We start from the raw sequence: 21,075 nt of genomic DNA on the forward strand, positions 1-21,075 counted from the left end.
GAGGGACGAGCGGGGGCCGAGCCCTCAGTCGCCCCAGATCCCCCGGAACGGCGTCGTGCAGTCGACGTCGATGTCCACGGGCGCGACCGTGTTGAGGTGGTAGACCCGGTAGCGCTCGCAGGCGGTCCCCACGAACTCGTACTTGCGGATCACGTTGCGCTCGATGGGTCGCGTGCCGAGCTCGGTCCAGGTGGTCAGGAAGACCGCCTCGACGAACCAGGTCGGCGGGTTGGTCCCGGTCAGCACCGACTCGAGGTCCTCCAGGCCCGGGTCGAGCGTGCGCATCGGCAGGGACCACAGGTGGGGGTAGGGGGAGGCGGCGCGGCTCGACCACTGGATGTCGGCGCGGCCGCCGTAGACCAGCACCCGGTCGCCCGGTCGTCCCGCGGCGGCGATCGCCTCGCCGGTCCGCACCTCGACCGGCACCCGGCCGGCCGTCCACGTCACGGTCCACCACGCCATCGCGACGACGCTCGAGGCGACCAGCAGGCCCACCGTCGCCAGCGAGACCCGGTCCGAGACCCGGTGTGGGTCCCGGTGCGGCACCACGCCCAGGTGGCCGTGGGCGAGGAGCAGGGCCAGCGCGAGCGCCAGCGACGGGATCGGCACGAACAGGTACGGCGTCCAGTAGCTGCCGCTCAGCGCGACGGCGACCACGTCGACGAGCAGCATCGCCGCGACGCCGACGGCGGGCACCGCGTCGTGGCGCACGAGGGCCGGCAGCCGGAGCACGAACCACGCGAGCACCAGCACCATCCCCGTGCCGAGGAAGATCAGCAGGAGGACCGAGATCCGGTTGTTCTCCCCGACCGTGCTCTGCGCCGCGAGGACGCGGCTGGCGTCGGAGCGGAACGAGACTGCGGCATACCAGAGCGCCGGCAGCCGGACGCCCGCCGCCAGCGCCCAGGCGACCACCGCGAGGACCGGCACCGCCCCGCCGGCCACGGCCGCGGCGGCGCACCGCACGCCGACCCGCCACGGGAGCTGACGCGCCACCACGGACCCGACGAGCACGACGCCGCCGAGCACCAGCCCGCCGACGATGCTCTGCTTCATGCCGAGCGCGAGGACGCCGAGCAGCCCCGCCAGGAAGGCGTCGGCGGCCGAGGCCCGGCGCGCGGCGCGCAGCGAGAGCCAGCAGGAGGCCATGACGAGCGAAATGCCGAAGAGCTCGCCCTTGGCCCCCACCGGGTCGATCTGGGCGTTGGCGACCAGGGCAGCGGTGCCGACCGCCACCCATCCCGCGAGGCGCCGCACCGCGGCCGGGTCGACGACGCCGGCGCGGCGCGCGACCTCCCGCGCCGCTGCCGCCGCGGCCACCACCACCAGCGCGCAGCCGAGCGCTCCGACCAGCCGGTGGGCGTACGGGCCCCCGATCGCATCGGCGGCGCGCACCAGCCAGATGATCGGCGGCGGCCGGTCCACCCAGTAGTGGCCGTAGGGGGAGTCGGGCTCGGGCCGCCACGAGCGTGCCACCAGCAGGAACCCGGCCTCGTCGGGGCGCAGGGGCCACAGCAGGGAGGGGAAGCGCGCCACGAACGCGGCCGCAGCGGCCAGCCAGACCACGCGCCCCCACCTCGCCGGGCTCCCCCCCATGGCGACATGGTGGCAGAGCACCCCCGACACGCCCGTAGACTGAGGGGGTGGAGATCCCCGAGAAGTTCGCCGCCCTGGGCCTCACCTACGACGACGTGCTGCTGCTGCCGGGGGAGTCCGACCTCGCCCCGAGCGACATCGACACCACGACGCGGCTGACCCGCGAGATCTCGATCCGGGTGCCACTGATCAGCGCCGCCATGGACACCGTCACCGAGTCGCGCATGGCGATCGCCATGGCGCGCGAGGGCGGCATCGGCGTCCTCCACCGCAACCTGTCGATCGAGGACCAGGCCCGCCAGGTCGACCTCGTCAAGCGCACCCAGACCGGCATCATCTCCAACCCCGTCACGATCGGCCCCGACGCGACGCTGGAGGAGCTCGACCGCCTGTGCGGCGAGTACCGCGTCTCCGGCCTGCCCGTCGTCGACGTGGACGACCACCTGCTCGGCATCATCACCAACCGCGACCTGCGCTTCACGCCGGTCGCGGAGTGGGCCACCACCAAGGTCACCGAGGTGATGACCAGCGAGGGGCTGATCACGGGCCCGGTCGGCATCTCCCGTGAGGAGGCGACCTCCCTGCTGCGCGCCCACAAGCGCGAGCGGCTGCCGCTGGTCGACGGCGAGGGCCGCCTCGGCGGGCTGATCACGGTCAAGGACTTCGTCAAGGGCGAGCAGTTCCCGCACGCGTCCTACGACGGCGACGGCCGCCTGCTCGTCGGCGCGGCGATCGGCTACTTCGGCGACGCGTGGGAACGCGCCACCACGCTGGTCGAGGCGGGGGTCGACGTCCTCGTCGCCGACACCGCGCACGGCCACGTCCACCTGCTGCTCGACATGGTGCGCCGGCTCAAGTCCGACCCCGCCACCCGCCACGTGCAGGTGATCGGCGGCAACGTCGCCACCCGCGAGGGCGCCCAGGCGTTCGTCGACGCCGGCGCCGACGCGGTCAAGGTCGGCGTCGGGCCCGGCTCGATCTGCACCACCCGCGTCGTGACCGGCGTCGGCGTGCCGCAGGTGACCGCGGTCTACGAGGCGTCGCTGGCCACGAGGCCCGCCGGCGTCCCGCTCATCGCCGACGGCGGCATGAAGTACTCCGGCGAGATCGCCAAGGCGCTGGTCGCCGGCGCCGACTCGGTGATGGTCGGCTCGATGCTGGCCGGCTGCGAGGAGTCGCCCGGCGACGTGGTGTTCGTCAACGGCAAGCAGTTCAAGTCCTACCGCGGCATGGGCTCGCTCGCCGCGATGAGCAGCCGGGGCAAGAAGTCCTACTCCAAGGACCGCTACTTCCAGGCCGAGGTCGCCAGCGACGACAAGATCGTGCCGGAGGGCATCGAGGGCCAGGTCGCCTACCGCGGGCCGCTGTCGGCCGTCGCCCACCAGCTCGTCGGCGGGCTGACGCAGTCGATGTTCTACGTCGGCGCGCGCACCATCCCCGAGCTGCAGGACAAGGGCCGCTTCGTGCGGATCACGTCGGCCTCGCTCAAGGAGAGCCACCCGCACGGCGTGCAGATGACCGTCGAGGCGCCCAACTACTCCGCCAGCTGAGACCTCGCACGTCGCGCGGAAAAACGGTTCTTCGGTATCTATCCGCGCGCCCGGCGGGCCCCTAGCGTCAGGACCTCAGGGACTCGGGGCCCTGTTCGACCTGTTCTTCTCATCGTGAGCTCGGCCCTGCGTCCGAATCTCCATCTCGGGAGGAACATTCTTCATGCGCAGAACCGTGTCTGTCGCGGTCGGCCTCGGAGCCGCCGCGTGCCTCGTCACCCCAGCAGCCCTGTCCGGGGCCGCCCCCGCACCGGGTGAGGAGCCCACCCCCGGCCAGCAGCAGGCCCTCGACCTGGGCATCCAGGTCGCGCCGAAGGAGTCCGGGGCGGCCGCGCTGACGGCCGACACCAACCCCAACCCCTACCTCGCCAACCTCCCGTCGCTGACGGACGCCAACTACTTCGCCTGGAACAAGGACATGCACGCCGAGGCCGAGAAGCGCGCGGTGTCCCAGCGGCTGGCGGCCAACCGTCGCGAGGCGTTCGGCACGAGCAGGCGCGGCACGTCGGCCCGCGCCGTGCCGACCCCGTTCGTCCACGACGAGGAGGAGCCGGCCGGCACCTCCGGGTCCAACGACTCGCACGTCGACGCCGAGCCGATCCCCGGTTTCGGCACCGGCGCCACCCGGATCCCGGCCGTGCGCATCCTCGGCGGCCTCGCCGCCCCGCCCACGAGCGCCCCGCGCACCGTGACCACCACCGAGGACCAGGGAGCCATCCCGCTCGCCACGCCCACCGGCATCGTCGGGTCCGGGTCGTCGGTGACCACCTCGGTGCTCGGCGACGGACCGCACGGCCCCGCCGGCACCGCGAGCAACGACTTCGACTTCTACTCCGTCGACGTCGTCGCGGGCCAGACCCTGACCGCCAACACCGAGGGCAGCGCGAGCACCACCGACACCATCCTCGTCGTCTACGCCGCCGACGGTACGCCGCTCGTCGCCGACGACGACAGCGGCACCGGCACGTCCAGCTCGCTGTCCTACAAGCCCGCGACGCCCGGCACCTACTACGTCATGGTCGGCGGCTACGCCTTCGACCCGCTGCCGGCGGACCCGTTCGACTCCGGGAGCGGCGCCGGCGGCGCCGACGTCGGCGACTACCGGGTGGCGATCGCCAGCCAGGAGCTCGACGCCGACTTCTACTCCGTCCGGCTGCGCCCGGGCGACACCGTCGGCTCGAGCGCCGAGGGTGCGGCCACCGGCCTCACCGTGCGTACGCCGTCCGGCGAGGAGCGCGTCGGCGGGGTCGGCACCGACGCCTCCTCGCTCTACCCGCCCACCTCGCCGCTGATCGGCGGCGGCAACACCGCCATCGCCTACGTCGCGGAGGAGGCCGGCTGGTACTCCGTCGAGGTCAGCGGGGGCAGCGGCTCCTACGACGTGACCGTCGAGGGCTACCGCCCCGGCACGCAGGGCGACCGCGGTCGCCGCCAGACCGTCCTGCTCGACTTCGCCCCCGGCCGCGTCAACACCGCGACCTGGGGCGGCCCGGGCACCCGCCGGGTCTCGCCCTTCGCGGCGTTCGTCCCCCAGTGGGGCATCGCCCGCACCTCCGCGCGCGCCCTGGAGAACCGCATCCTCAACCAGGTGCGGGCCAACCTGCAGGCCGAGATCGCCGGCACCAACCCGACGGTCAACGTGGACGTGCTCAACGCCCGGCTCTACCCCGAGCTGATCGGTCAGGAGAACGTCTCGCGCATCTACATCGCCGGGACCATCGCCGAGACCGGCATCAACACGATCGGGATCGCGCAGTACATCGACCCGGGCAACTTCGGCCAGGAGGACGAGGCCATCGTCCTGCTCGACGTGCTCAGCGCCCCCGCCGGCCCGGCGTCGTCGCTGAACACCTACCTGAATGCCACCAGCGACCGGCTCGCGTTCGTCTCGCAGGCGGTGGCCAACGTGACGGCCCACGAGGTCGGCCACACGATCGGCAACTACCACACCGACAACGCCGACGAGGTCCACAACATGATGGACTCCGGCGGCGCGAACTTCGGCGTCAACCTCTACGGGGTCGGCCCGGACAACGTCGGTGGCACGGCGGACGACGAGAACATCGAGTTCCGCACCGACACCTACTCGCCGGTCGAGGGCTTCACTGGTCTCGAGGACACCGAGAACGTCACGTCGTGGGCCTACGCCGGCCGCTGACCTGACCCGGCACCACCCGTACGAGCCGCGCGGCGCGGTCACCTTCACCGAGGTGCCCGCGCCGTCGTGCGCGCGGGGTGCTGGGGATCAGGGGGTGAAGCCGGCCCGCGTCGGCGCCGTACGCCGGACCACGGCGGACGCCGGGCGGGTGAGCAGCCGGGCCCGCGCCACCCGGTCGCGGCCGGTCGCGACGACGAACACGCCGGAGTTGCTGCGGGTGACCAGGCCGGGGGACCGCGTCGGGTCGCCGGAGGAGGGCACCCGGCCCACCACGCGCGAGCCCTCACCGGGCACCGCGGCCCGGACGAGCAGGTCGCCCCGCGCGTCCACCGCCGCGACGTGGAGGCGGCCCGCGACCTCGCCGACGGCGGGCGAGGCGTAGGGGGACCAGTCGCCGGTGATGGTCTCCGCCGGGCCCCAGCGCCGCCCGCTGAGGGCGCGCACGCGCAGCGTCCCATCGCTCGTCACCTGGTGGAGGTAGGTGGTGCCGTCCGCGGCGCCGGTCAGCGCCGGCGTCGAGGTGGTCGAGGCGGCGGCGCCGCGCAGGCGGGTCAGCCGACCGTGCTCGAGGGACTGGACGTACGTGGCGCCGCGCCCGGTGACCGCGACCAGCCACGTACGCCCGGCGTCGTCGGCGCCGAGCACCGGCGCGACGTGCGTCGCCCAGGACCCGCTCCGACCGACGCGGTCGGGCCGGCTCCAGCGGCGCTGCTCGGTGAGGCGCCGGGTCGTCAGGGTGCCGGCGGGCGAGGTGGCGGCCAGCACCGGTCGGCCGGTGCGGGAGATCGCGAGGGCGGGGCTGGACGTCGGGGCCGCGGTGGCCACCGTGCGGAGCGCGAAGCGCGGTCCGCGCAGCGTCCCGGCCAGCACCCGGCCGTCGCGCGCGGTGGCGGCCAGCCACGGGCGGTCCGCGCGGTCGAGGACGAGGGCGGGGGCGGCGACCGGCGAGAACCCGTGCCGGGCGCCCACGACCCGGACGGGCCGGCCGGGGCGGGCGACGCGGAGGGTGCCGCCGCTGTCGACGCGCGCCGTCCAGGACTCGCCGAGCCCGTCGGGCACCGAGACGACGGGACGGTCCGAGCCGACGAGCGGCGACGGCGCGACGTCGGCGAGGTGGAGGTAGCGGAAGTCGCCGACGGGGACGGTGCGGGTGCCGTAGCCACCCGGGAGGGCGTGGTTGTACTCCTCGACCGTCACGGTGCCGGGCCCGATCGCGCTGACCCAGGCGACGTGCCCGACGCGGCCGGCGTCGGTCTGGGCGACCGCGCCGATGGCGGGCACGGAGTCGACGCGGTGGCCGAGGCGCCGCGCGACGTCGTCCCAGTTCTCGGCGTTGCCCCAGTGCTCACCACCGAAGTGGTTGCCGAACCCGGCCATGCCGTTGGTCTCGTCGAGGCGCCAGGCCACGAAGCTCGTGCAGTTGCGCAGGACGAAGCCCCAGGGGTCGCCGATCGAGCCGTCGATCGACCACACCCACCGGGTGCAGGTCGGCTTCGGCCCGCGCGGGTCGTAGAGGTGCCCGGACACCGGGTCGAGGACCGGCGGCGGAGGTGGCGGGGGAGGAGGCGTCGGGGTCGCGGCGGGTGACGGCCTGGGCTGGCCGGGCTGGCCGGGCTGGCCGGGCTGGCCGGGCGTCGGCGACGGGGTGGGGGTCGGGGTGGGCGCCGGGTCCTCGATGGGCTCCTGCGGCGCGATCGGGCACTGACCCTGCCAGGCCCACGGGTAGTCGTCGGCCGCCTCGGCGCTCGGGGCGACGCCCAGCAGCCCGCCCACCGCGCACGCTGTTGCGAGTGCGCGTGCCACTGTTCGCCGCGGCCCGCGAACGGGTCGCTCCCCCTTGTTCCCCACGTCGTCGACGCTAGGGACGCGCGCCGGACACCGTCGGCGTTTGGCCGAGTTGTGCACGAGCCGTTGACGTGGCGGGCATGCCGCCGGGCCGCCGATAGGCTGCTGCCGTGACCGAGATCGAGATCGGCCGTGCCAAGCGCGGTCGCCGTGCCTACTCCTTCGACGACATCGCCATCGTGCCCTCGCGGCGCACGCGCGACCCCGAGGAGGTCAGCACGGCCTGGCAGATCGACGCCTACCGCTTCGACATCCCGGTCCTCGCCGCCCCGATGGACTCCGTGATGTCGCCGTCCACCGCCATCGCCCTCGGCCAGATGGGCGGGCTCGGCGTGCTCGACCTCGAGGGCCTGTGGACCCGCTACGACGACCCGACCGGCCTGCTCGAGGAGGTCGCCGGGCTCCAGGGCCCCGAGGCGACGCGGCGGATGCAGGAGATCTACACCGAGCCGATCAAGCCCGAGCTGATCACCGCCCGGCTGCGCGAGGTCCGCGCGGCCGGCGTCACCGTGGCGGGGTCCCTGTCGCCGCAGCGCACCAAGCAGCACGTCAAGGCGGTCGTCGACGCCGGTGTCGACATGTTCGTCATCCGCGGCACCACGGTGAGCGCCGAGCACGTCAGCAGCCGCGCGGAGCCGCTGAACCTCAAGGAGTTCATCTACGAGCTCGACGTCCCGGTGATCGTCGGCGGCTGCGCGACCTACCAGGCCGCCCTCCACCTGATGCGCACCGGCGCTGCGGGGGTCCTCGTCGGCTTCGGCGGCGGTGCCGCCCACACCACCCGCACCGTGCTGGGCGTCGCGGTGCCGATGGCCAGCGCGCTGGCCGACGTGGCCGCCGCCCGCCGCGACTACCTCGACGAGTCGGGCGGCCGCTACGTCCACGTCATCGCCGACGGCTCGATCGGCAGCTCCGGCGACATCGCCAAGGCGGTCGCCTGCGGTGCCGACGCGGTGATGATCGGCTCGCCGCTCGCCCGGGCGACCGAGGCACCCGGCCGGGGCTTCCACTGGGGCAGCGAGGCCACCCACGCCGACCTGCCCCGCGGCCAGCGGGTCGAGTTCGCCCCCGTCGGGACGCTGGAGGAGATCATGTTCGGCCCCTCCCGCACCGCCGACGGGACGATGAACCTCATCGGCGCGCTACGCCGCGCCATGGCCACCACCGGCTACACCGAGCTCAAGGAGTTCCAGCGGATCGAGGTCGTCGTCCACCGCTGAGCCGGTCAGGCGGTGCCTGAGAGACTGGGGCCATGACCCTCGCGAAGGCCCTCGACGCCGACCAGCGGGCCGACGCCCTCGAGCAGCTCGGGTCGGGCGAGCTCGACGTGCTGGTCGTGGGCGGCGGGATCGTCGGGGTCGGGGCCGCGCTCGACGCGGTGACCCGCGGGCTCAAGGTCGGCCTCGTCGAGCAGCGCGACCTCGCCTCCGGCACGTCGTCGCGCTCGTCCAAGCTGGTCCACGGCGGCCTGCGCTACCTCGAGATGCTCGACTTCGCGCTGGTCAAGGAGGCCCTGGAGGAGCGCGGCCTGCTGCTCACCCGGCTCGCGCCCCACCTGGTGCGCCCCGTGCCGTTCCTCTACCCGCTCGAGCACGCCTGGGAGCGGCCCTACGTCGGCGCCGGCGTCGCGCTCTACGACGGCATGGCGATGGCCGGCAGGTACGACATGGGCGTGCCCAAGCACAAGCACGTGTTCCGCAAGCAGCTCGCGCGGATGGCCCCCGACATCAGGACCGACAACCTCCACGGCGCGATCCGCTACTACGACTGCCAGGTCGACGACGCCCGGCTGGTCATGACGATCGCCCGCACCGCGGCCAACAACGGCGCCCACGTGGCCACCCGCACCCAGGTCACCGGCTTCCTCCGCGAGGGCGAGGCGGTGGTCGGGGTCACCGCCCGCGACCTGGAGGGCCAGCGCGACCTCGAGATCCGGGCCCGGGTCGTCATCAACGCCGCGGGGGTGTGGACCGACGAGGTGCAGGACCTCGTCGGCGGCCGCGCACAGCTCGACGTCGACGCCAGCAAGGGCATCCACGTCGTCGTCCCCAAGGACCGGATCCGCTCGGAGTGCGGCTTCATCACCAAGACCGCCAAGTCGGTCCTGTTCGTGATCCCGTGGGACCAGTTCTGGATCATCGGCACCACCGACACCGCCTGGGACCTCGACCTCGCGCACCCCGCGGCCAGCAAGGCCGACATCGACTACGTCCTGGAGCAGGTCAACCGGCTGCTCAAGGACCCCCTCGACCAGCGCGACGTGGTCGGCGTCTACGCCGGGCTGCGCCCGTTGCTCAAGCCGATGCGCAAGGAGGGCGACATGGGGGAGACCACCAAGCTCTCCCGCGAGCACACCGTCGCCAACCCGGTGCCCGGGCTCGTGCTGGTCGCCGGCGGCAAGCTCACGACGTACCGCGTGATGGCCAAGGACGCCGTCGACCACGCCATCCGCGACTTCGACACCACGCCCGCCTCGATCACCGACCGGGTGCCGCTGATGGGAGCGTGGGGGCACGAGGCGCGCACCAACCAGCGGGTGGCGCTGAGCCGCTCCTCGGGCCTCGACATCGGGGTCGTCGACCACCTGCTCGGCCGCTACGGCGGCCTCGTCGACGAGCTGCTCGCGCTGATCCACCGGCGGCCCGAGCTGGCCGAGCCGCTGCCCGGCGCCGAGCACTACCTGCGCGCCGAGGTGCTCTACGCCGTCACCCACGAGGGGGCGCGCCACCTCGACGACGTGCTCGCGCGGCGCACGCGCGTGTCCATCGAGACCTTCGACCGGGGGATCGCCGCCGCTCGCCCGGCCGCCGAGCTGATGGCCGAGGCGCTGGGCTGGGACCGGACGCAGCTCGAGGACGAGGTCGACCACTACCTGCGCCGGGTCGAGGCGGAGCGGCAGAGCCAGCTCATGCCGACCGACCAGGAGGCCGACGAGGCGCGCGTCCGGGCTCCCGACATCGTCTGACCTACGCTGCACGGATGACCGAGCAGAGCCCCGCCCCGAGCCCCGACGACCTCAGCGCCGGCCCCGCGGACCCCGAGCACGACAGCACCGCCACCTACGCCCTCGACCGCTCGTACGTCGACCGCCTGACGCGGCGCGTCGTGAGCACCACCGGCTCGACCGACGCCGTCTTCTCGCCGATCGGCGGCACCCCCCTCGCGCACGTGCCCCAGTCGAGCGCCGCCGACGTCACCGAGGCGTTCGCCCGGGCCCGCCGGGCCCAGGCGTCGTGGGCGGACACCCCGCTCGACGAGCGCGCCGCCGCGCTTCTCCGGCTCCACGACCTGGTGCTCGACCGCCAGGAGGAGCTGATCGACCTCGTCGTGTGGGAGTCGGGCAAGGCCCGCAAGGACGCCTACCTCGAGGTCGCCCACGTCGCGCTGACCGCGCGCTACTACGCCCGCACGGCGCACCAGCACCTCGACACCCGGCGCGTCGGCGGCATGTTCCCCGTCCTCACGCGCGCGGAGGTCCACCGCGTGCCCAAGGGCGTCGTCGGCAACATCTCCCCCTGGAACTACCCCCTCACCATGGCGCTCTGCGACGGGCTGCCGGCCCTGCTCGCCGGCAACGCGGTGGTCTCGAAGCCGGACGCGCAGACGATGCTCACCGCCCTGCTCGGCGCGGAGCTGCTCGAGGAGGCCGGCTTCCCGCCGGGGCTGTGGCAGGTCGTGGCCGGTCCCGGCCCCGAGGTCGGCGGTGCGGTCGTCGCGGCCGCCGACTACGTCTGCTTCACCGGCTCGACCGCGACCGGGCGGGTCATCGCGCGGCAGTGCGCCGAGCGGCTCGTCGGCTGCTCGCTGGAGCTCGGCGGCAAGAACCCGATGCTCGTGCTGCGCGACGCCGACGTGCACCGCGCGGCGGAGGGCGCCACCCGGGCGGTCTTCTCCAACGCGGGCCAGCTCTGCGTCTCGATGGAGCGGCTCTTCGTCGCCGACCAGGTCTACGACCGCTTCGTCGACGCGTTCGTGTCGCGCACGCAGGCGATGACGCTCGGCGCCAGCCAGGACTGGTCGGTCGACATGGGGTCGCTCATCTCGCAGGCGCAGCTCGACACGGTGACCCGCCACGTCGAGGACGCCGTCGCCAAGGGCGCGCGCGTGCTGACCGGCGGTCGTGCGCGGCCCGACCTCGGCCCCTTCGTCTTCGAGCCGACCGTCCTCGAGGGGGTGTCGGCCGACATGGAGTGCTTCGGCAAGGAGACCTTCGGGCCGGTCGTCGCGCTCTACCGCTTCCACGGCGAGGACGAGGCGGTCGATCGCGCCAACGACGGGCTCTACGGCCTCAACGCCTCGGTGTGGACGCGCGACGCCGTCCGCGGCCGGGCGCTCGCGCGCCGCATCAGGTGCGGCACGGTCAACGTCAACGAGGCCTACGGCGCGACGTTCGGCTCGCTCGGGGCGCCGATGGGCGGCATGCGGGAGTCCGGCCTCGGCCGGCGCCAGGGCGCGGAGGGCATCCACCGCTACACCGAGGCGCAGTCCGTCGCCACCCAGCGGCTGGTGCCGATCGCGCCCGTGCTGGGGATGTCGGAGGAGGTCAACGCGAGGGTGATGACGTCCGCGCTGCGGCTGCTCCACAGGCTGGGCCGCGCCTGATCGTCGGCGTCGGCGAATTCCTCGCCCGGGCCGTAACCCCCTCCCGCAGGCGTCGTTGGGCGGGTAAGGGGTCCGGCAGTCATGCTCCCTCCCAAGGGTCGGGCCCCTGGTTCTCGGCGCTGCTGCAGCACTGGGAAACCAAGTCCCAGGGTCCGGTCACCCTCCCTCCCCGATCGGGCCCTGGGACGAGCCGTCTCGATAGACTCCGTCCGTGACGCAGCCTGCAGAGCACGACCTGGTCCTCGTCGTCGACTTCGGGGCGCAGTACGCCCAGCTCATCGCGCGGCGGGTCCGCGAGGCGCGGGTCTACTCCGAGATCGTGCCGCACACGATGCCGGTCGCCGACATGCTCGCCCGCGAGCCCAAGGCGATCATCCTGTCCGGCGGCCCCTCGAGCGTCTACGCCGACGGGGCGCCGGGCATCGACGACACCGTCTTCACGGCCGGGGTGCCGGTCTTCGGGATGTGCTACGGCTTCCAGCTGATGGCCCAGGGCCTCGGCGGCGAGGTCGCGCACACCGGCGTGCGGGAGTACGGACGTACGCCCGTCTCGGTCAGCGAGCCGGGCACCCTGCTCGAGGGGATCCCGGTCGAGCACAAGGTGTGGATGTCCCACGGCGACTCGGTCGCCGCAGCCCCCGACGGGTTCACCGTGCTCGCCTCCACCGAGGGCACGCCGGTGGCGGCCTTCGAGGACGTGGGTCGCGGGCTCGCGGGGGTGCAGTGGCACCCGGAGGTCCTCCACTCCGAGCACGGCCAGAAGGTCCTCGAGCACTTCCTGCACCACATCGCCGGGGCGCGCCAGACCTGGACGATGCTCAACATCGCCGAGGAGCAGATCGAGCGGGTGCGCGAGCAGGTCGGCGACACCGGCCTCGCGATCTGCGGCCTCTCCGGTGGCGTCGACTCGGCCGTGGCCGCCGCCATCGTGCAGCGCGCCATCGGCGACCGGCTGCACTGCGTCTTCGTCGACCACGGCCTGCTCCGCGAGGGCGAGGCCGAGCAGGTCGAGCGCGACTTCGTGGCCGCGACCGGCGTCAACCTCCACGTCCACGACGCGCGCGAGACGTTCCTCGCCGCGCTCGCCGGGGTGACCGACCCGGAGGAGAAGCGCAAGATCATCGGCCGCGAGTTCATCCGCGCCTTCGAGGCCGCCGAGGTCCAGGTGCTCGGCGAGGCCGCCGAGCAGGGCGAGAAGGTCGGCTTCCTGGTGCAGGGCACGCTCTACCCCGACGTCGTCGAGTCGGGCGGCGGTGCCGGCACCTCCAACATCAAGTCCCACCACAACGTCGGCGGGCTGCCCGAGGACCTCGAGTTCGCCCTCGTCGAGCCGCTGCGCACCCTCTTCAAGGACGAGGTCCGCCTCGTCGGCGAGCAGCTCGGCCTGCCCGCGGAGATGGTGTGGCGCCAGCCGTTCCCCGGCCCGGGCCTCGGCATCCGGATCATCGGCGAGGTGACCGCCGACCGGCTCGACATCCTGCGCCGCGCCGACGCGATCGCCCGCCAGGAGCTCACCCGCGCGGGCCTGGACCGCGACATCTGGCAGATGCCGGTCGTGCTCCTCGCCGACGTCCGCTCCGTCGGCGTGCAGGGCGACGGCCGCACCTACGGCCACCCCGTCGTCATCCGCCCGGTGACGTCCGAGGACGCGATGACCGCCGACTGGGCCCGGCTGCCCTACGAGGTCATGGAGCGGATCTCGACCCGCATCACCAACGAGGTGGCCGAGGTCAACCGGGTCACCCTCGACATCACCTCGAAGCCGCCGGGCACCATCGAGTGGGAGTAGGCGGGTCTCACAGGAGGCCGTGGGCGCGGAACATCCGGTCGTAGATCTCCCGCACCACGGGTTCCTTGACGGCGTTGTAGCGCATCCCGAAGCCGAGCGCTCCGTGGTCGGCGTCGGGTGCGTCCACCTGGGCGAGCGCGGCGCGCTTCGTTGCGGCGTAGCGCTCGCGGTCCTCGGGGTGGTCGGTCAGCCAGTCGCGGAACATCCGGTGCCGGACGATCTCGGGGCAGTCGGGCCCGAAGACGTGCACGTGGACCCGTGGCTCGCCGAGCAGCTTGAGCAGCCGGTGCTGGTGCCAGGACGGCTCGGTGAGCCAGTGGACCAGCCCCAGCGACTCGAGCGCGGGGACGTACGCTGCCTCGTCGGCGGGGTCCGCCACGGCGACGTCGACGTCGATGATCGGCTTGGCCGGCAGCCCCGGCACCGACGTGGAGCCGATGTGCTGGATGGCGAGCAGCCGCTCGCCGAGCGCCGTCGTGATCTGCTGCTCGATCTCGGCGTAGCGCTCGGGCCAGGTCGGGTCGGGCTCCTCGATCCGCACGACGTACGCCGTCGGGTGCGCCCCCACGTGGACGACCTCGCCCTCGTCGTGGTGGCGGGTGATCTGCTCCGGCGTCGGCACGTGCCCCATCAGACCACGATCCGGGGTGACGGAGACCGACACACGGAGGGGTGGTCGCACGGAGCACCGCCCGGGTCTAGGTTGCTGGGTGGCCCAACCTGATCCCGGGAGGTAACTCCGTGTCCGACACCCTGATCGACGCGAACTGGCTGGACTACCTGCTGGTCGCGATCTACTTCGCCTTCGTCCTGGGCATCGGGGTGATGGCGCGCCGCTCCGTCTCCGACTCGATCGACTTCTTCCTGTCGGGCCGCTCGCTGCCCGCCTGGGTCACGGGCCTCGCGTTCATCTCGGCCAACCTCGGTGCGGTCGAGATCATGGGCATGTCGGCGAACGGCGCCGAGCTGGGCCTGCCGACGTTCCACTACTTCTGGGTGGGTGCGGTCCCCGCGATGCTGTTCCTCGGTGTCGTGATGATGCCGTTCTACTACGGCTCCAAGGTGCGCTCCGTGCCGGAGTTCATGTTCCGCCGCTTCGGCACCGGGGCCCACCTGGTCAACGCGATCAGCTTCGCCGTGGCCCAGCTGCTCATCGCCGGCGTCAACCTCGCGCTGCTGGCCGGGATCGTCCGCGCCCTGCTGGGCTGGCCGATCTGGGTCTCGCTCATCGTGGCGGGCGCCGTCGTGCTGTCCTACATCACGCTGGGCGGCCTGAGCGCGGCGATCTACAACGAGGTCCTGCAGTTCTTCGTGATCGTCGCCTCCCTGCTCCCGCTGACCCTGATCGGCCTGCACCGGGTCGGCGGCTGGGACGGCCTGACCGAGAAGATCACCGCGGCCGCCGACGGCGCGTCGTCCGCGTCGGACGCCCCACCGGCGTCGCAACAGCTCAATGCCTGGCCGGGGGAGGCGCTCTCAGGCTTCGACTCGCCACTCCTGTCCGTCATCGGCATCGTCTTCGGCCTCGGGTTCGTGCTGTCCTTCGGCTACTGGACGACCAACTTCGTCGAGGTGCAGCGCGCGATGGCGTCGGACTCCATCTCCGCCGCCCGGAAGACCCCGATCATCGGCGCCTTCCCCAAGATGTTCGTGCCGTTCATCGTGATCGTGCCCGGCATGGTCTCCGCCGTCCTCGTCGCGGAGATGATCGAGCTCAAGAACGGCGGCAGCCCCGAGGGCGGCGCGTCCGGGGAGGGCGTCGCCTACAACGACGCGCTGCTGCTCCTGATGCGCGACGTCCTGCCCAACGGGCTCCTGGGGCTGGCGATCGCCGGACTGCTGGCGGCCTTCATGGCGGGCATGGCGGCCAACATCTCCGCCTTCAACACGGTCTTCTCCTACGACCTGTGGCAGCGCTACATCCGCAAGAACCACTCCGACGACTACTACCTGCGGATCGGCCGGCTGGCCACCGTCGGCGCGACGGTCATCGCGATCTTCACCGCCCAGATCGCGCTCGGCTACGACAACGTCATGAACTACCTCCAGACGCTGTTCGGCTTCTTCAACGCGCCGCTGTTCGCGACGTTCATCCTCGGCATGTTCTGGAAGCGGATGACGCCCACCGCCGGCTGGGTGGGGCTGGTCGCCGGCACCCTGTCGGCGATCGCGGTCGACCGGACGGCGGCGGCCGGTGTCTTCGAGCTGTCCGGCCAGGGCGTGGCGTTCCTCGCCGCGTCGGTGGCCTTCGTGGTCGACATCGTGCTCAGCGTCGTGGTGTCGCTGGTGACCAAGCCCAAGCCGGCCAGCGAGCTGCGCGGCCTGGTCTACTCCGAGACCCCGCGCGAGGACCTCGTCGACCCGGCCGAGGCCGCCCGACCGTGGTACCAGCGCACGCTCCCGCTCGCCGGCATCGCGCTCGCGATGGTCATCGCCCTCAACTTCGCCTTCTGAGAGAGGTCCCACCATGTCCCACGCGACCGACTCCGACGAGTCGACCGGCACGCCGCACAAGGCCGGCCTCTTCGACATCCGCAACATCATCGGTGCCCTGCTGGGCATCTACGGCGTGATCCTGGCGCTCGCGGGACTCCTCGGCGAGCACGAGCCCGAGAAGACGGGCGGCGTGAACGCCAACCTGTGGACGGGGCTGGCCCTGCTGGCCGTCGGTGCCGGCTTCCTGCTGTGGGCGAAGGTGCGTCCCATCGTCGTGCCCGCCGACGTGCACGCTCCCGACGACGACCCCACCCGACCGGCTCCGCAGCGCAAGCGCCCGCCGGCACACTGACGCCGGCACCGCGGCCCACCCCTCGGATCCAGGTGGTCTGAACCGGTCGGTAACGAACCGGCAACGGCTGGGGGAACCGCCTTTACGTGACGGTCCTCACTCCATATGTTGTCCCGGACAACATATGTGCGGCGGCTGCAGAGGGTGCGCGCCGACGCGCTGGAGATCGCTAGGAGGCGGTTCGTGTGAAGCGGAAGCACAATTTGGTCGTCGTACCCCTGATCGGTGCCGCCATGGCCCTCACTGCCTGTGGCAGTGACGACGGTGGCAGCTCGGGCGAGGACACCGGCAGCAGCGGCGAGAGCCAGGCCGCGGAGGGCAAGATCGGCGTCATCCTCCCCGACACCGAGTCCTCGGTGCGCTGGGAGAGCGCGGACCGCCCGGCGCTCGAGAGCGCCTTCGAGGAGGCCGGCGTCGAGTACGACATCCAGAACGCCGAGGGCGACGCCGAGCGGATGACCCAGATCGCCGACACCATGATCGGTGACGGCGTGACCGTCCTCGCGATCGTCAACCTCGACTCCGAGTCGGGCGCGGCCATCCAGGAGAAGGCCAAGTCCCAGGGCGTCGCGACGATCGACTACGACCGGCTCACCCTCGGTGGCTCGGCGGAGTACTACGTGTCCTTCGACAACACCGTCGTGGGCGAGCTGCAGGGCCAGGGCCTCGCGGACTGCCTCGGCGACAAGGACGCCAACATCGTCTACCTCAACGGATCTCCCACCGACAACAACGCGACGCTGTTCGCCGAGGGCGCCCACAGCGTGCTCGACGAGATGAGCAACTACACCGTCGTCGGTGAGCAGGCCGTCCCGGACTGGGACAACGAGGAGGCCGCCACGATCTTCCAGCAGCTCTACACCGCTGCCGACGGCAAGGTCGACGGCGTGCTCGCCGCGAACGACGGCCTGGGTGGCGCTGCGATCAGCATCCTCGAGGCCAACGGCCAGGACGGCAAGGTCCCGGTCACCGGCCAGGACGCCACCGTCGAGGGCCTGCAGAACGTCCTCGCCGGCACGCAGTGCATGACGGTCTACAAGTCCGCCACGCAGGAGGCCGGCGCGCTCGCCGACGTCGCCATCGCGCTCGCCACGGGCGGGGAGGCCGAGACCACCGGCACGACGGTCGACTCCTCGGACGACAGCGAGGTGCCCTCGATCCTGCTCGAGCCGCAGTCCATCACCAAGGACAACGTGGGCGACGTGATCGAGGACGGTGGCCAGAAGGCCGCGGACGTCTGCACCGCGGACTTCGCCGACCTGTGCGCCGAGGCCGGGATCTCCTGATCCCCTGAACCGCACGGAGTGACGCCCGGGCCGCACCTGGTCCGGGCGTCACTCCGTTGGCTCGCACAACAAATTCTGCTGATCGGAGTGAGGAACATGGTCCAACCGCTGCTCGAGCTGCGCGGGGTCAACAAGAGCTTCGGCGTGGTGCACGTGCTGCACGACGTCGACTTCGCCGTCTACCCGGGGCAGGTCACCGCCCTGGTCGGCGACAACGGCGCCGGCAAGTCCACGCTCGTGAAGATCATCGCCGGCATCTACGGCCGCGACAGCGGCGACTTCCACTTCGACGGCCAGAAGGTCGACGTCCACGGTCCCCGTGACGTCGCCGCCCTCGGCGTCGAGGTCGTCTACCAGGACCTCGCGCTGTGCGACAACCTCGACATCGTCGAGAACATGTTCCTCGGCCGCGAGGAGACCACCCGCCTCGGCCTCGACGAGATCACCATGGAGTCGCGCGCGCGCGAGACCCTGGCGTCGCTCTCGGTGCGCACCGTGAAGTCGGTGCGCCAGAGCGTCGCCAGCCTCTCCGGCGGCCAGCGCCAGACCGTGGCCATCGCCAAGGCCGTGCTGTGGAACTCCAAGGTCGTCCTGCTCGACGAGCCCACCGCGGCGCTCGGTGTCGCGCAGACGCGCCAGGTGCTCGACCTCGTGCGCCGCCTCGCCGACCGCGGGCTCGGCGTGGTGCTGATCTCGCACAACATGGGCGACGTCTTCGAGGTCGCCGACCGGATCACCGCGCTCTACCTCGGCCGCGTGGCGGCCGACGTCCCCACCAAGGACGTCACGCACAGCCAGGTCGTCGAGCTCATCACCGCCGGACGATCCGGCAACCTCGGCATCGCCGAGAACCCCGCGACCGCGACCGTCTGAGAAGGACCGGAGACCTCACCATGACCGACGCCTCACCCGACGTCTCCTCGGACGTCTCGACGCACCCCACCTCGAGTGGTGCCTCGGCCGCCGACGGCGGCTTCGACAACGACAACGTCCAGGCCACCTCGATCGCCGACTCGGCCCGCGACTACGTCAACCGCCTGCGCGGCGGCGACATGGGATCCCTGCCCGCCATCCTCGGCCTGGTCTTCCTCGTCATCGTCTTCGCCTCGCTCAACGACCGCTTCCTGACGACCTACAACATGGCGAACCTCGTCGTGCAGGCCAGCTCGATCATCGTCCTGGCCATGGGCCTGGTGTTCGTGCTGCTCCTCGGCGAGATCGACCTGTCGGCCGGCGTCGCCGGCGGCGCCTCGGCGACGATCATCGCGCTGATGCTCATCGACTACGACTGGACCTGGTGGCTGGCCACGCTCGCCGGGCTCGCCACGGGAGCCGTCATCGGCCTCGCGATCGGCGCCCTGGTCTCGTTCCTCGGGATCCCGTCCTTCGTCGTGACGCTCGCCTTCTTCCTCGCCCTGCAGGCGGTCCCGCTCCGGCTCATCGGCTCCGGCGGCTCGCTGCGCTTCAACGACGAGGTCCTGCGCGGGCTGTCGATCAAGAACGTCCCGGTCACCGCCGGATGGATCGCGGCGGTGCTCATCGTGGCCGTCTTCGCGGGGCTCTCGCTGTGGCGCTACCGCTCGCTGTCGTCCCGGGGCCTGGTCCACCAGCCGCTCGGGCTGGTGGCCCTCAAGATCGCCGTGCTGGCCGTGATCGTGCTCGGGCTCACCGCCCTGCTGAGCGCCAACCGCGCGCCCAACCCCAACCTGTTCGACATCAGCGGTGTCCCGTGGGTGGCGCCGGTCGTCATCGCGCTGCTGCTGTTCTGGACGTTCGTCCTCACCAAGACCCGCTTCGGGCGCCACCTCTACGCCGTCGGCGGCAACGCCGAGGCCGCCCGCCGTGCCGGCATCAACGTGCGCCGGATGCGGATCTCCGCCTTCGTGATCTGCTCCTCGATGGCCGCCATCAGCGGGCTGCTGTCGGCGTCCTACACCGGCAAGGTCTCGCCGGGGTCCGGTGGCGGCAACGTGCTGCTCTACGCCGTCGCGGCCGCCGTCATCGGCGGCACCAGCCTCTTCGGTGGGCGCGGTCGCGCGATCGACGCGGTCATCGGCGGCCTGGTCATCGCCACGATTCCCAACGGCCTCGGCCTGCTCAACCAGGCGGCCTACATCAACTTCGTGGTCACCGGCGGCGTCCTGCTGCTCGCGGCGAGCGTCGACGCGATCTCGCGGCGGCGCCGGTCCTCGGCCGGCGTGTAGGTCGAGCACATGAGCCCGCAGCGGCGCTCGGGCCTCGGCACCAACCAGGAGGCCATCCGGCGCCACAACCTCGGCACGGTGCTGCGGCACGTCCACGGCGCCGGCCAGATCTCGCGGGCCGAGCTCACCAGCCGCACCGGTCTCAACCGCAGCACCATCGCGGGGCTGGTCGGCGAGCTGGAGTCGCTGGGGCTGTCCGAGCGGACCTCGCCCGTGGAGGGCGTACGCCAGGGCGCGGGTCGTCCCTCCGCAGGTGTCCGGATCGCCGCCGACGGGCCCTACGTCATCGCGGTGGACCTGGGCGTGGACCGGGCCGTCGTGGCCCGCACCGGGCTCGGCGGCCGGGTCCTGCAGCGGGCCCACGCCGCGGTCGACAGCGACGGCGAGGCGTGGCAGGTCGGCGCTGCGGTGGCGGCGCTGATCCGCACCGTCGTCGAGGACGCGCCGGCCTCGGCGCCGCTCGTCGGGATCGGCATCAGCGTGCCGGGCCTGGTGCGGCGCAGCGACGGGCTGATCCGGCTCGCCCCCAACCTGGAGTGGCATGACGTGTCCTTCGGGGGCATCGTGCTGGCCGCCCTGGGCCTCGACGTCCCGGTCTGCCTCGCCAACGACGCCGACCTGGGTGCCCTCGCCGAGCACACCCGCGGCGCCGGGGTCGGCACCGGCGAGCTGATCTACGTCTCCGGCAACGTCGGCGTCGGCGCCGGGATCATCACCGGCGGGCAACGCCTCGAGGGCGCGGGCGGCTACGCCGGCGAGGTCGGCCACCTGCGGTTCAACCCCGACGGCCGCCCCTGCCACTGCGGCAGCCGCGGGTGCTGGGAGACCGAGGTCGGCGCACACGCCATCGCCGCGGCGATCCAATGCCCGCCGGACAAGGTGGCCCAGCTCGACGAGGTGCTCGACGGCTTCGACACGCCGTCGGCCGCGCTGCGCTCCACCGGCACCGCCCTCGGGCAGGGCCTGGCGAGCCTGGTCAACATGTTCAACCCGCAGATGGTCGTCCTGGGCGGCTACTTCCGCTCGCTCTACCGGCTGGTGGCGGCGGAGGTCGACGCCGGGCTCGTCGACCGCGCCCTGCCCGCACCGCTCGAGTCGGTGACGCTCTCGCTCCCGGGCCTCGGCTCCGACTCGCCCCTGCTCGGTGCGGCGGAGATCGCCCTCGAGCCGTTGTTCACCGACCCGGTCGCCGCGCTCGGCACCGCCCTCGTCGACGTGCAGGGCCGGCTCGCCGGCTGACCCGCCGGGCCGACCCCG

General features: G+C 72.6%; 15 protein-coding genes. 12 read left to right on the plus strand and 3 right to left on the minus strand.

Annotated features, from left to right (window positions below; all coding sequences use genetic code 11):
* Positions 1 to 24 precede the first annotated feature (24 nt).
* The gene (locus HN031_RS11735; protein ID WP_172270069.1) at positions 25 to 1,596 is read right to left on the minus strand and encodes a hypothetical protein; all 1,572 of its coding nucleotides are present in this window, start codon (positions 1,594 to 1,596) and stop codon (positions 25 to 27) included.
* A 47-nt stretch (positions 1,597 to 1,643) separates the two neighbouring features.
* On the opposite strand from HN031_RS11735, the gene guaB reads away from it, so the two are divergent.
* On the plus strand, positions 1,644 to 3,146 hold the full coding sequence (gene guaB / locus HN031_RS11740; protein WP_172270071.1) for an IMP dehydrogenase: 1,503 nt from the start codon (positions 1,644 to 1,646) through the stop codon (positions 3,144 to 3,146).
* A gap of 163 nt (positions 3,147 to 3,309) precedes the next feature.
* Complete coding sequence (locus HN031_RS11745) at positions 3,310 to 5,304, plus strand: pre-peptidase C-terminal domain-containing protein (protein WP_172270073.1); 1,995 nt, start codon at positions 3,310 to 3,312, stop codon at positions 5,302 to 5,304.
* Between the two features lie 87 nt (positions 5,305 to 5,391).
* Here HN031_RS11745 and HN031_RS11750 read toward each other — a convergent pair whose 3' ends face one another.
* Positions 5,392 to 7,077 carry a CHAP domain-containing protein gene (locus HN031_RS11750; RefSeq protein WP_172270075.1) on the minus strand — a complete coding sequence of 562 codons (1,686 nt, stop codon included), beginning with the start codon at positions 7,075 to 7,077 and terminating at the stop codon, positions 5,392 to 5,394.
* A gap of 182 nt (positions 7,078 to 7,259) precedes the next feature.
* Here HN031_RS11750 and HN031_RS11755 point away from each other — a divergent pair, with 182 nt between their 5' ends.
* The 4 genes from HN031_RS11755 (at position 7,260) to guaA (ending at position 13,540) form a co-directional block, all read left to right on the plus strand.
* The gene (locus HN031_RS11755) at positions 7,260 to 8,369 is read left to right on the plus strand and encodes a GuaB3 family IMP dehydrogenase-related protein (protein ID WP_172270077.1); all 1,110 of its coding nucleotides are present in this window, start codon (positions 7,260 to 7,262) and stop codon (positions 8,367 to 8,369) included.
* A gap of 32 nt (positions 8,370 to 8,401) precedes the next feature.
* Entirely contained in the window at positions 8,402 to 10,114 is a 1,713-nt protein-coding gene (locus HN031_RS11760) for a glycerol-3-phosphate dehydrogenase/oxidase (protein ID WP_172270079.1), read from the plus strand.
* 14 nt (positions 10,115 to 10,128) lie between these two features.
* Positions 10,129 to 11,751, plus strand: a complete 1,623-nt coding sequence (locus tag HN031_RS11765) for a succinic semialdehyde dehydrogenase (RefSeq protein ID WP_172270081.1) — start codon at positions 10,129 to 10,131, stop codon at positions 11,749 to 11,751.
* 211 nt (positions 11,752 to 11,962) lie between these two features.
* Positions 11,963 to 13,540: a glutamine-hydrolyzing GMP synthase gene (guaA, locus tag HN031_RS11770; protein WP_172270083.1), complete on the plus strand. Its 1,578-nt coding sequence runs from the start codon at positions 11,963 to 11,965 to the stop codon at positions 13,538 to 13,540.
* A gap of 7 nt (positions 13,541 to 13,547) precedes the next feature.
* On the opposite strand, the gene HN031_RS11775 is transcribed toward guaA, so the two are convergent.
* The gene (locus HN031_RS11775) at positions 13,548 to 14,171 is read right to left on the minus strand and encodes a GrpB family protein (protein ID WP_172270085.1); all 624 of its coding nucleotides are present in this window, start codon (positions 14,169 to 14,171) and stop codon (positions 13,548 to 13,550) included.
* Positions 14,172 to 14,281: 110 nt separating this feature from the next.
* On the opposite strand from HN031_RS11775, the gene HN031_RS11780 reads away from it, so the two are divergent.
* The 6 genes from HN031_RS11780 to HN031_RS11805 all read left to right on the plus strand — a co-directional run bounded on the left by HN031_RS11780 (position 14,282) and on the right by HN031_RS11805 (position 21,057).
* Entirely contained in the window at positions 14,282 to 15,994 is a 1,713-nt protein-coding gene (locus tag HN031_RS11780; RefSeq protein ID WP_172270087.1) for a sodium:solute symporter family protein, read from the plus strand.
* A gap of 13 nt (positions 15,995 to 16,007) precedes the next feature.
* On the plus strand, positions 16,008 to 16,328 hold the full coding sequence (locus tag HN031_RS11785) for a hypothetical protein (RefSeq protein WP_172270089.1): 321 nt from the start codon (positions 16,008 to 16,010) through the stop codon (positions 16,326 to 16,328).
* 185 nt (positions 16,329 to 16,513) lie between these two features.
* Complete coding sequence (locus HN031_RS11790) at positions 16,514 to 17,614, plus strand: sugar ABC transporter substrate-binding protein (RefSeq protein WP_172270091.1); 1,101 nt, start codon at positions 16,514 to 16,516, stop codon at positions 17,612 to 17,614.
* 96 nt (positions 17,615 to 17,710) lie between these two features.
* On the plus strand, positions 17,711 to 18,487 hold the full coding sequence (locus HN031_RS11795) for an ATP-binding cassette domain-containing protein (RefSeq protein ID WP_172270093.1): 777 nt from the start codon (positions 17,711 to 17,713) through the stop codon (positions 18,485 to 18,487).
* Positions 18,488 to 18,507: 20 nt separating this feature from the next.
* The gene (locus HN031_RS11800) at positions 18,508 to 19,818 is read left to right on the plus strand and encodes a sugar ABC transporter permease (RefSeq protein ID WP_172270095.1); all 1,311 of its coding nucleotides are present in this window, start codon (positions 18,508 to 18,510) and stop codon (positions 19,816 to 19,818) included.
* A gap of 9 nt (positions 19,819 to 19,827) precedes the next feature.
* Positions 19,828 to 21,057 (plus strand): ROK family transcriptional regulator, encoded by a 1,230-nt coding sequence (locus HN031_RS11805; RefSeq protein WP_172270097.1) that lies wholly within the window; start codon positions 19,828 to 19,830, stop codon positions 21,055 to 21,057.
* The last annotated feature ends 18 nt before the right edge of the window (positions 21,058 to 21,075 follow it).

It is taken from the genome of Nocardioides sp. zg-1308 (assembly GCF_013155375.1).
GTDB lineage: Bacteria > Actinomycetota > Actinomycetes > Propionibacteriales > Nocardioidaceae > Nocardioides > Nocardioides renjunii.

Coding starts and splice junctions, on each gene's coding strand:
- HN031_RS11805 (WP_172270097.1), top strand. CDS start 19,828: ATGAGCCCGCAGCGGCGCTCGGGCCTCGGCACCAACCAGGAGGCCATC.
- HN031_RS11760 (WP_172270079.1), top strand. CDS start 8,402: ATGACCCTCGCGAAGGCCCTCGACGCCGACCAGCGGGCCGACGCCCTC.
- HN031_RS11785 (WP_172270089.1), top strand. CDS start 16,008: ATGTCCCACGCGACCGACTCCGACGAGTCGACCGGCACGCCGCACAAG.
- HN031_RS11795 (WP_172270093.1), top strand. CDS start 17,711: ATGGTCCAACCGCTGCTCGAGCTGCGCGGGGTCAACAAGAGCTTCGGC.
- HN031_RS11800 (WP_172270095.1), top strand. CDS start 18,508: ATGACCGACGCCTCACCCGACGTCTCCTCGGACGTCTCGACGCACCCC.
- HN031_RS11745 (WP_172270073.1), top strand. CDS start 3,310: ATGCGCAGAACCGTGTCTGTCGCGGTCGGCCTCGGAGCCGCCGCGTGC.
- HN031_RS11775 (WP_172270085.1), bottom strand. CDS start 14,171: ATGGGGCACGTGCCGACGCCGGAGCAGATCACCCGCCACCACGACGAG.
- HN031_RS11765 (WP_172270081.1), top strand. CDS start 10,129: ATGACCGAGCAGAGCCCCGCCCCGAGCCCCGACGACCTCAGCGCCGGC.
- HN031_RS11735 (WP_172270069.1), bottom strand. CDS start 1,596: ATGGGGGGGAGCCCGGCGAGGTGGGGGCGCGTGGTCTGGCTGGCCGCT.